Source organism: Kribbella sp. NPDC051587 (assembly GCF_044453945.1).
Lineage (GTDB): Bacteria > Actinomycetota > Actinomycetes > Propionibacteriales > Kribbellaceae > Kribbella.
This window is the reverse complement of record NZ_JBITDE010000004.1, coordinates 535,734-544,867: the sequence shown is the minus strand read 5'-3', so window position 1 is coordinate 544,867 and position 9,134 is coordinate 535,734. Positions and strand designations below refer to the sequence as shown.

General features: G+C 69.1%; 13 protein-coding genes and 1 tRNA gene. 6 read left to right on the top strand and 8 right to left on the bottom strand.

The features are described from left to right. The first annotated feature begins 2 nt into the window (after positions 1 to 2). Positions 3 to 815, top strand: coding sequence for a hypothetical protein (locus tag ACIA49_RS18300; protein WP_396378357.1), 813 nt, complete (start codon positions 3 to 5; stop codon positions 813 to 815). Here the strand turns inward: ACIA49_RS18300 and ACIA49_RS18295 are convergent. From ACIA49_RS18295 to glpX, 3 genes are read right to left on the bottom strand one after another with little or no spacing between them, the layout of a single operon-like run. After that, positions 789 to 1,262, bottom strand: coding sequence for a hypothetical protein (locus ACIA49_RS18295; RefSeq protein ID WP_396378356.1), 474 nt, complete (start codon positions 1,260 to 1,262; stop codon positions 789 to 791). The two genes, ACIA49_RS18300 and ACIA49_RS18295, sit on opposite strands and share 27 nt — an antisense overlap. Continuing rightward, a complete protein-coding gene (locus tag ACIA49_RS18290; protein WP_396378355.1) occupies positions 1,262 to 2,209 on the bottom strand; it encodes a carbohydrate kinase in 948 nt (315 codons plus the stop codon). The genes ACIA49_RS18295 and ACIA49_RS18290 overlap by 1 nt, the downstream gene beginning before the upstream one ends. Beyond that, the gene (gene glpX / locus ACIA49_RS18285) at positions 2,206 to 3,240 is read right to left on the bottom strand and encodes a class II fructose-bisphosphatase (protein WP_396378354.1); all 1,035 of its coding nucleotides are present in this window, start codon (positions 3,238 to 3,240) and stop codon (positions 2,206 to 2,208) included. Before glpX ends, ACIA49_RS18290 begins: the two co-directional genes overlap by 4 nt. 87 nt (positions 3,241 to 3,327) lie before the next feature. Here glpX and ACIA49_RS18280 point away from each other — a divergent pair, with 87 nt between their 5' ends. After that, positions 3,328 to 3,930 carry a DUF4245 domain-containing protein gene (locus ACIA49_RS18280; RefSeq protein ID WP_396378353.1) on the top strand — a complete coding sequence of 201 codons (603 nt, stop codon included), beginning with the start codon at positions 3,328 to 3,330 and terminating at the stop codon, positions 3,928 to 3,930. 141 nt (positions 3,931 to 4,071) lie between these two features. Beyond that, positions 4,072 to 4,746, top strand: coding sequence for an NTP transferase domain-containing protein (locus ACIA49_RS18275; RefSeq protein WP_396378351.1), 675 nt, complete (start codon positions 4,072 to 4,074; stop codon positions 4,744 to 4,746). 174 nt (positions 4,747 to 4,920) lie between these two features. Here the strand turns inward: ACIA49_RS18275 and ACIA49_RS18270 are convergent, their stop codons facing one another. Both ACIA49_RS18270 and ACIA49_RS18265 read right to left on the bottom strand, forming a co-directional pair. After that, positions 4,921 to 5,241, bottom strand: a complete 321-nt coding sequence (locus ACIA49_RS18270) for a DMT family transporter (RefSeq protein WP_396378349.1) — start codon at positions 5,239 to 5,241, stop codon at positions 4,921 to 4,923. Continuing rightward, complete coding sequence (locus ACIA49_RS18265; protein WP_396378348.1) at positions 5,241 to 5,840, bottom strand: flavodoxin family protein; 600 nt, start codon at positions 5,838 to 5,840, stop codon at positions 5,241 to 5,243. Before ACIA49_RS18265 ends, ACIA49_RS18270 begins: the two co-directional genes overlap by 1 nt. A gap of 39 nt (positions 5,841 to 5,879) precedes the next feature. Between ACIA49_RS18265 and ACIA49_RS18260 the strand changes: the two genes are divergently transcribed. Continuing rightward, positions 5,880 to 6,506, top strand: coding sequence for a TetR/AcrR family transcriptional regulator (locus ACIA49_RS18260; protein WP_396378346.1), 627 nt, complete (start codon positions 5,880 to 5,882; stop codon positions 6,504 to 6,506). Here the strand turns inward: ACIA49_RS18260 and ACIA49_RS18255 are convergent. Genes ACIA49_RS18255 through xseA form a run of 3 tightly spaced genes read right to left on the bottom strand, consistent with a single transcriptional unit; the run spans position 6,484 to position 8,424 of the window. Then, complete coding sequence (locus ACIA49_RS18255; RefSeq protein ID WP_396378345.1) at positions 6,484 to 6,975, bottom strand: GNAT family N-acetyltransferase; 492 nt, start codon at positions 6,973 to 6,975, stop codon at positions 6,484 to 6,486. The genes ACIA49_RS18260 and ACIA49_RS18255 overlap by 23 nt on opposite strands. 16 nt (positions 6,976 to 6,991) lie before the next feature. Further along, positions 6,992 to 7,207, bottom strand: a complete 216-nt coding sequence (locus ACIA49_RS18250) for an exodeoxyribonuclease VII small subunit (RefSeq protein WP_396378344.1) — start codon at positions 7,205 to 7,207, stop codon at positions 6,992 to 6,994. Further along, complete coding sequence (gene xseA, locus ACIA49_RS18245) at positions 7,204 to 8,424, bottom strand: exodeoxyribonuclease VII large subunit (protein ID WP_396378343.1); 1,221 nt, start codon at positions 8,422 to 8,424, stop codon at positions 7,204 to 7,206. The genes ACIA49_RS18250 and xseA overlap by 4 nt, the downstream gene beginning before the upstream one ends. A 73-nt stretch (positions 8,425 to 8,497) precedes the next feature. On the opposite strand from xseA, the gene ACIA49_RS18240 reads away from it, so the two are divergent. Both ACIA49_RS18240 and ACIA49_RS18235 read left to right on the top strand, forming a co-directional pair. Beyond that, complete coding sequence (locus tag ACIA49_RS18240) at positions 8,498 to 8,968, top strand: HAD domain-containing protein (RefSeq protein ID WP_396378341.1); 471 nt, start codon at positions 8,498 to 8,500, stop codon at positions 8,966 to 8,968. A gap of 92 nt (positions 8,969 to 9,060) precedes the next feature. Then, positions 9,061 to 9,134: transfer RNA gene (locus ACIA49_RS18235), tRNA-Met, on the top strand.

Below are 9,134 nucleotides of genomic sequence, written 5' to 3'. Positions count from 1 at the left end.
CCATGCGCCGGGTTCTGAGCTGGGTGTTTGTCCGCGGACCAGCCGCGTTCTACGAGTTCGCCGAAGCCAACCAAGGCTCCACCCTGTTCATGCTCGTCATCCTCGGAGCCCTCGCCGTGACCGGCGGTCTGGGCGCAGGCGTCGGCGCGCTGATCGGCCTGATGACCGGCGCCGTGATCGGCGACGCCGTGTTCGTCGGAGCGATGATCGGCCTGGCCGTCCTGTTCGCCTGGCTGATCTGGTCGCTGATCCTGGTCGCGGTTCTGTGGGTCCGCGGCCGGGCGCCCGTCGAGGTGGTGGCCGGCAAACCATCAGCCGGCCGGCACTCGGCGCCGATGATGGGTTGGCGGCGACCCGGCGACCCGCTCGTACCGGGCAGCCTGGTCGCGTTCCTCGCGCTGATGACCGCCGCCGCGGCCGGCGGCAGCCTCTACTCCTGGTACCACTCCCGCCCGCTCCCGACCCCGACCGTGGTCGTCGACGGCAAGGTCGTCGAGGAGCGCGAGCCGGCCTGGTACTCCAAGGGCGACGGCTCGGTGATCATCCGGTACGACGTTCCCGGCGGCAGCCGTTCGTTCGAGACCAAGACCGATCCCGGCGACCACATCCTCCACCTGGGCGACGCCGTACCGGTGGAGTATTCCGAGCACGATCCGGCCAACGGCCGCAGTACTTGGGTGGCCGACGATGCTCGCGGGGACGCGACGTTCTTGCGGATCGCCGCGCTCGGTGTCGGCGGCCTCGGTCTGATCAGCGGGGCGGGCTGGGTCGTCGGGCGTCGCCGAAAACTAAGCCAGGTAACGCGTCTGGACTGACCGCAGCCAGTGCGCGAACGCGTCCAGCTCCTCGACGTTGTCGAGCGAGATCCGCAACGGCCTGGTACGACGGTCAACCGGGCGCACCTGGATCGTCCGCGCGCCGGTGAAGCCGGTCGGCTCGTCGATCTGCGCGATCCCGGACCACGGCAGGTGACGGCCGCGGGCGATCCCGTCGGCGTCGATCGTGACGACCGGCCGGTTCGCGATCAGCTGCCACAGCGTGAGGCCGGTCCCGTAGACGAAGGCGGCCAACGCCGTCAGGCGCAGTACGCCGAGGGTTCCGGAGATGCCGTCGGTGCGTAGGTGGTCCAGGTTCGTTGCCGCGGAGGCGAGCATGAGCAGCCCGAACGCGGTCAGCCGGAGGTACAGCCGACCGCGTCGTGGTGGGAACACCACGCGGCCGTCCTCCTCCAGCTGTGTGTTCCAAGCATCAGCTGGAGGCATCAGGCACCCCAGGTCGCCGCGTGCTCGGCCGCGGTCGGCGGGTCGGCGCCGTGCCGGGTGCACGTGATCGCGGCGGCCTTGACCGCGTAGTCGACCACGCTCTCGAGGCTCTCCGACGTCAACCCGGCCAACCGGGTCTCGCCGAGCAGGCCCTGCGAATTCAGCCCAGCAATGAGTGCAGCCATGAACGAGTCGCCTGCACCGACGGTGTCGACGACGTCGATCTTCGGCGCGGTCACGTCGATCCGCCCGTCCCGACTGATCCCGAGCGCACCCTCACCGCCGCGGGTGATCACGACGCACTGCGTCCGGGGCGCGCTCAGCAGCTCGACCGCGATCGACTCGGGCGACTGGCCGGGCCGCAGGAACTCGCAGTCCTCGTCGCTCAGCTTCACCAGGTCCGACAGCGCAGCCAACTCCCGTACGGCGGCCCAGGTGGCGACCGGATCCGGGGTGATCGTCGGTCGCGCGTTCGGATCGAGCGTCACCGTGACCGGCTGATCCACCAACGACTTCAGGAAGTCCCGGATCGCCGAAGCCCCCGGTTCAAGGACGGTCGCGATCGACCCGGTGTGCACCGCGGGACAACCCCGCGACAGCGAGAGCGACGGCGGTTCCCAGGTGATGTCGAACTGGTACGACGCGACTCCGGCCGCGTCGAGCGTCGCGGTCGCCGTACTGGTCCTGAAGCCCGGATCCACCGAGCCTGGTGCGAGCTGGACGCCGTTCCCGAACAGGTGCGCGCCGAGTTGATCGCCGTACGGGTCGGTCCCGAAGCGCGTCACCAGCTCAGTCGGTACGCCGAGCCGCGCGAGCCCGACCGCCACGTTCGCCGGGGAACCGCCAGGCGTCGCCTTGGGCTTTCCGTTGCCGTTGCGGGTGGTCTTGGGACCAGTGCTGACGATGTCGACCAGTGCCTCGCCGATGACGAGGGTGGGTGCACTCATCTTGCGTGCTCGAAGTCGATGGCGGAGTAGGCGCGGAGCTTCTCCAACTGATGGACGCTCTCGATGCTGCGGATGGTGCCGCTGCGCGAGCGCATCACCAGTGAGTGCGTGCGCGCGGTCGAGCGGCCGTAGCGGACGCCGCGCAGGAGTTCGCCGTCGGTGATGCCGGTCGCGACGAAGAAGCAGTCGTCGCCGCTGACCAGGTCGTCGGTGTCGAGGACGCGGTCGAGGTCGTGCCCCGCATCGATCGCCTTCTGCCGCTCGTCGTCGTCGGTCGGCCAGAGCCGGCCCTGGATCTTGCCGCCGAGGCACTTCATCGCGCAGGCGGCGATGATGCCCTCCGGCGTACCGCCGATGCCGAGCAGCATGTCCAGACCGGTGTCCGGCCGCGCCGCTTCCAGCGCACCGGCCACATCACCGTCGCTGATGAACTTGATCCGCGCACCGGTCGCCCGGATCTGCGTGGCCAGCTCGTCGTGCCGCGGCCGGTCCAGCAGTACGACGGTGACGTCGTCGACCGTGGACCCCTTCGCCTTCGCGACCCGGCGGATGTTCTCGGCGACCGGGAGCCGGATGTCGACCACGTCGGCGGCCTCCGGACCGACCACGAGTTTCTCCATGTAGAAGACCGCCGACGGGTCGTACATCGAGTTGCGCGGTGAGACCGCCATCACGGCGATGCCGTTGTTCATCCCCTTGGCGACCAGCGTCGTACCGTCGACCGGGTCGACCGCGACGTCACACTCGGGACCCTCGCCGGAGCCGACGCGCTCACCGTTGTAGAGCATCGGGGCGTTGTCCTTCTCGCCCTCGCCGATCACCACGACGCCGTTCATCCCGACCGTGCCGATCAGGGTGCGCATCGCGTTCACCGCCGCGCCGTCGGCACCGTTCTTGTCGCCGCGACCGACCCAGCGGCCGGCCGCCATCGCGGCCGCCTCGGTGACCCGGACCAGCTCGAGCGCAAGGTTGCGGTCAGGCGCATGCGCCTCGACCTCCAGGTGGGCGGGGGGCAAGGTCGGGTCCGTCATGTCAACGGATCGTAGCCAACCCGGTGATCGGACCTCTCAGCCAGGACCTCGGCCAGGACCTCTCCGGCCGGATGCGACACTCGTGTCATGAGTTCGACTGGTCAGGACGAGGCGGCGGCGCGGGAGAAGGCCCGGGCTCGGGCGGAGGCGATCGCCTACCGCGAGCAGAACGCGAAGGACCGGGCGAAGGCGCGCACGATGCCGAACATGGTCTGGGCGCTGCTGGCCTGCTTCATCGTGGTCGCGTTCCTGATGATCGTCACCTGGCGGCCGAAGGAGGAGAAGGTCCGCGCGGTCGAGTACAGCGCCCAGCTGGAAGACGCCCGCAAGGCCGCACCCTGGGTCCGCGGTCCGTCGCCGATGCCCGGTGGGTGGCAGGCGACCAGCGTCGAGTTCAAGACCTTGGAGCAGGCGCCGATGACGTGGCACCTCGGTGTGGTCACGGACGCGAAGAAATACGTGGGGCTCGAGCAGTCCAACGTGACCGGGGCGAAGTACCAGTCCGACGAGCTCGGACGGACCTCCGACGACGGTACGGCGACGGTCGGTGGTGTCACGTGGCAGCGCAAGGTGCTGCTCGATCGCAAGGACGAGAACGCCTTGGTGCTGGTCGGTTCCGGAGTCACCACGATCGTCACCGGGAACGCCGGCTACCCGGCCCTCGAAACGTTTGCTTCGGCGCTGAAGTGATTGCGTACTGACCAGTCTCCGGACGCGCGTTGACACGGTCGCCGGGACCAGGGTTCCATCGAAGCTTCGGCTTGCCACTCGGGGACAGCGATAAGGAGCCCTGTCGTGCCCGCCCTTCCCCGGTTGCGCAGTTGATCCGCCATGTTCGTCACGGGGTTGCTGCTGGCCGCCGAGAGTTCCCCGCACCTCGGCGTACCGTGGCAGTTGCTCGCCTATCACGGTGAGCCGCTGCTCGGTTCCACGCTGGAAACCGCTCGGGAGTGTGGGTTCGACCAGCTGATCGTCACGCTCGGGAGCGGGTCCGCACAGGTGCGCGATCACGTGGACCTGGACGGCGTCCGGGTGGTCGACTCACCGCACGCCGACACCGGGAGCTCGTCGATCGTGCCCGCCCTGGACGCGGTTGACCGCCGTACCGACGGGGTCGTCGTCCTGCTCGGCGACCAGCCCGGCATCACCTCGGCGACCGTGTGGTCGCTCGTCGCCGAGGTCGCCGGCCCCGCGACCCCGCTCGGGATCAGCCAGTACGACGACGGCCCCGGTCACCCGGTTTGGTGCGCCCGCGAGGTTTTCGGTGACCTGGGCCAACTGCGCTCCGACGACGACCTGTGGAAGCTCACCGACCATCACCCGATCACCCAAGTAGATGCCATCGGCAACATTCCGCCCCGGATCCGGACCTGGGACGACTACCGCCGTACCGTCTCCGGCCACACGCCCAGCCCCGGACCCTTCGCCCCCGGCGCCCTCGAAGACCCGGCCCCGCACATCCCCCTCCCCACCCACCCCCGCCGCCGACGCCGCACCACCCACTGACCCTGGGACCGCCCACCGGACAAGTCGGGTGAGCTGTCTCGCTGCTCGGGGGATGCGCCCTGGGGGGAAGGCGGACCGTCATCACCGTCCAACTTCGGTCGGGACGGGTTTTGGGCGCCGAGCTGAACGTGCGGGCTGGGGTGGAGGGAGAGTTGGTGGGTGATGGGCGTCCGCTTATTCGGCGCCGGTGAGGCGGAGGCCGATGACGCCGACGACGATGAGGGTGAGGCAGGCCACGCGGGTGAGGGTGAGCTGTTCGTTGAAGAGGACGATGCCGAGGGTGACGACGCCCACGGAGCCGAGGCCGGTCCAGATCGCGTAGGCGGTACCGATCGGGAGGCGGTCGAGGGTTCGGCCGAGCAGGTAGACCGAGGTGATGCCGAACACGAGGACGCCGACGGTCGGCCAGAGGCGGGTGAAACCTTCGCTGGGTTTCATGCTGAGCGCGAAGGCGATCTCGAACGCGGCGGCCGCGAGGAGTACGAGCCAAGCCATCAGGCCGCCTGTGCTCCGCGAAGGTGCCGCCGGGTGATCGTCGCGACACGGGCGCCGAGGGCGTGGGCCGTGCGCAGGTCGGTCGCCGGTGGGGCCTTCTCGGCGGAGAGATCCGCGTCGGACTGCGCCATCGCACCGAGCCAGCTGCCGAGCCGGTTCAGGTCCTCGATGCTCGCCGTACTCTCGCTCCAGCCGGGATAGAGGTCCAGGCCGACCCAGATCATCCCGTGCTGCGCCGCGAACACCGCGATGTCGACCAGGCTGTTCAGCTTGTCACCGGACATCGCCTTCGAGTTCGTGAACCCGGCGGCGATCTTGTCCCGCCAACCGAGGTTGTCGCCCCACACCTTCGAGCTCGCCTCGGCGAACGCCTTGAAGACCGCGCTCGGACTACCCATGTACGTCGGTGCTCCGAACACGATCGCATCAGCGGCGGCGAGGCTGGCCCACACGTCGTCGGTCAACTCGTCGAGTGTGACCAGTTCCGCGGTGGCGCCGGGTACCGAGAGTGCGCCGGCCGCGACTGCCTCGGCCTGTTTCGCCGTGTGTCCGTATCCCGAGTGGTACGCGATCGCGATCCGGGCGGACGTCATGCTCATGCTTTCCTCCAGAGGCTCTAGCGGACTACAGTCCGTCTTATGAACGACAGTAGCGGACCGCAGTCCGGTTCACAATGGGAGCTGCCGGTCGTCGGTGCACCGCGCCCCGAACGGGCCGATGCCCGGCGCAACCGGCTCCGGGTCCTGGAGGCGGCCGAGCGGTTGTTCACCGAGCACGGCGTCAAGAACGTCTCGGTCGACGCGATCGCCGCCGAGGCAGGCGTCGGCAAGGGCACCGTCTTCCGCCGCTTCGGCGACCGCGCCGGCCTGGCGGTCGCGCTCCTCGACGAACGCGAGCAAGAGCTCCAGGCCAAGATCCTGACCGGCCCCCCGCCGCTAGGCCCGGGCGCTCCCGCGGTCGACCGCGTCGCCGCGTTCCTGACGTCGTACCTGGACCTGCTCGACCGTCACGTCGAGCTCTTCATGGACAGCGAGAACGCCTCCGACGGCGCCCGCTACCGCATCGGCTCCTACAACCTCTGGCACCGCCACCTGGCCCACCTCGTCGAACAGTCCCGCCCCGACCTCGACGCCGACCACACCGCCCACGTCCTCCTGGCCCCGCTAGCCGCCGACCTCCACCAGTCCCTCCGCGACCGAGGCTTCGACCTCCCACGCCTGAAGGCCAGCACCGAAACGATCGCTAGAGCCCTACTGACAGCCTGATCTCTGGCAGGTTGCCCAGGGATGAGTGCGTCCGGTCTGTCGTCTCTGTGAACCCGTAGCGCGCGTAGAACCGCCGGCCGCGCGCGTTGGCCTCCAGCACCCACAACGACACGGCTGTGCAGCCGGTACGGCGAAGGTCCGCCAACGCGGCGTCCGTCAGTGCACGTCCAGCGCCGGTACCCCAGTGATCCGGGTGCACGAAGAGCGCATACAGCTCACCCGTGTTCGCGGGTGCCTGGGGATCTCGCTCCGGCCCGACACCGGCGTACCCGATCACGCGGTCGTCGACGACCGCGACATACATCCGTGAGCGCCCGGCCGCGATGCTCTGCACCCACGACGACGCGATCGCCGAGGCGTCCATTGCGTCCAGGAAGTCCTGCGGAACGAGCCCGGCGAAGGCCATCCGCCAGCTAGCCACCCGAGCTTCGGCGGCCCCCAGTAGGTCTGCGGCCAACGCCGCCCGCACCAGCAATTGCTCGGGACTACTTGGACTTTTCTGCGGTGGCTTCTTGGGCTTTGGCCAGGCGTTCGCGGGCGCCCTCGAGCCAGGACTGGCAGGTGGTGGCGAGGGACTCGCCGCGCTCCCAGAGGGCCAGGGACTCTTCGAGGGTGGTGCCGCCGGCTTCGAGTTTGCGGACGACCTCGACGAGCTCCTCGCGGGCCGCCTCGTAGGACATCTCAGGTCGTTCCGCTGTCACTTCTTCTCCTCGGGCTGGACTTCTACGGCGAATCGGCCGTCGGTGACTCGGGCTTGCAGGACGTCGCCCGCGGCGACTTGGGCCAGTTCCCGTACGGCCGTCCCGTCGGCGAGCTGGAGGACGGAGTAGCCGCGCTCGAGGGTCGCCTTCGGGGACAGGGCCCGGACGCTGGCCAGGCGGTGGGCGATGTCGTCGGCGGCGCGGTCGAGACGGTGGGTGAGGGTACGGCGACTGCGGTCGACGAGGGCGTTGATCTCGTCGGAGCGACGCTCGATGCCGGAGACCGGCGCGGCCAGGGCCGGTCGGCTGCGGATGGCGGCCAATGCGTGCGCCTCGCGGTCGAGCCAGCTGGTGATCGCGCGCAGGCCGCGGTCGCGGAGCAGACGCACGCCGTCGAGCTCCTCGCGCACATCCGGCACGATCCGCTTGGCGGCGTCGGTCGGGGTCGAGGCGCGGAGGTCCGCGACCAGGTCGAGCAGGGGTGAGTCGGGTTCATGCCCGATCGCGCTGACGATCGGCGTACGGGCCTGGGAGACCGCTCGGATCAGTCCTTCGTCCGAGAACGGCAGCAGGTCCTCCAGTGAACCACCGCCGCGCGCGATCACGATCACCTCGACGGACTCGTCCGCATCCAGCTTCCGCAGCGCGAGCATCACCTCGCCGGCCGCGGCCGGGCCTTGGACCGACGCATACTCGACCCGGAACGCGACCGCCGGCCAGCGCCGCTTCGCGTTCTCCAGTACGTCGCGCTCGGCCGCGGAATCGCGTCCGCAGATCAGCCCGATCGTGTGCGGCAGGAACGGCAGCCGCTTCTTGCGGTGCGCCGCGAACAGCCCTTCGGCCGCCAGCAACTGCTTGAGTCGCTCGATCCGCGCCAGCAGTTCGCCGATCCCGACATGCCGGATCTCACTGACCGCGAGCGCGAGCGTGCCGCGGCGGGCGAAGAAGTTCGGCTTGGCGTTGACGACCACCCGCGAACCGTCTGTCACCGGCGGATCCACCGCCTCGAACACCCGGCGGTTGCACGTGAACCGCAACGAGATGTCCGCGTCGGTGTCGCGCAGCGTGCCGAACACGGTCGTCGTCCCGCGCCCGATCGACACGTCCGTCAGTTGTCCCTCGACCCACACCGCACCCAGCTGATTGATCCAGCTGGCAATGCCGTTCGCAATCGTGCGAACGGCTGCAGGCGCATCCGGCGAGGTCTCCAAAGCCACCCCCAGACCCTACGGCCCCGCACCGACAAAACCCCGCACGCCCTCCTGGCCTGGCGCCGCGGAATGATGAATCATGCGCCCGCTCCTCCTCCTCGACGTCGACGGCCCCCTGAATCCACGGTCCGAACAGCCGGGATTCGTACGGCAGGTGATCACCGAGGGCCCGAAGACGTGGGTGGTACATCTCAATCCGGATCATGGTGCGGAGCTGCGGGCCCTGGCAGAGACGTTCGACCTGGTGTGGGCGAGCAGTTGGGAGCACGGCGCCAATCGTTTGCTGTCGCCATTGCTGGGACTGCCGCAGTTGCCGACGATTCTCTGGCCGGACCGTACGCCGGTCGCCCACGGCTCGTGGAAGACGCCGTACGTCGCGGAGTGGGTGGGCGATCGCTCATTCGTGTGGGTGGACGATGGGGTGAGCGAGGTGGATGTCGCCTACTTCCCGGCGGCTCACCAAGTCGTGTTGCCGGTGGACGGCCGTACCGGACTCACTCCAGCTGACTTTGCTGCGATCCGAAAACCCTTTGCGGGTAACGCGGAATGACCGCATTCTTGAGGAGAAGAACACCTCCCGGGGGAGCCGTCCGGACAGGGCGGACGGCTCCTCGACGTACTGGAAGTTGCCATGAGCAACTAGCCAGGGTGGCGCAGTTGGCTAGCGCGCACCCCTCATAAGGGTGAGGTCGCCGGTTCGAGCCCGGCCCCTGGTA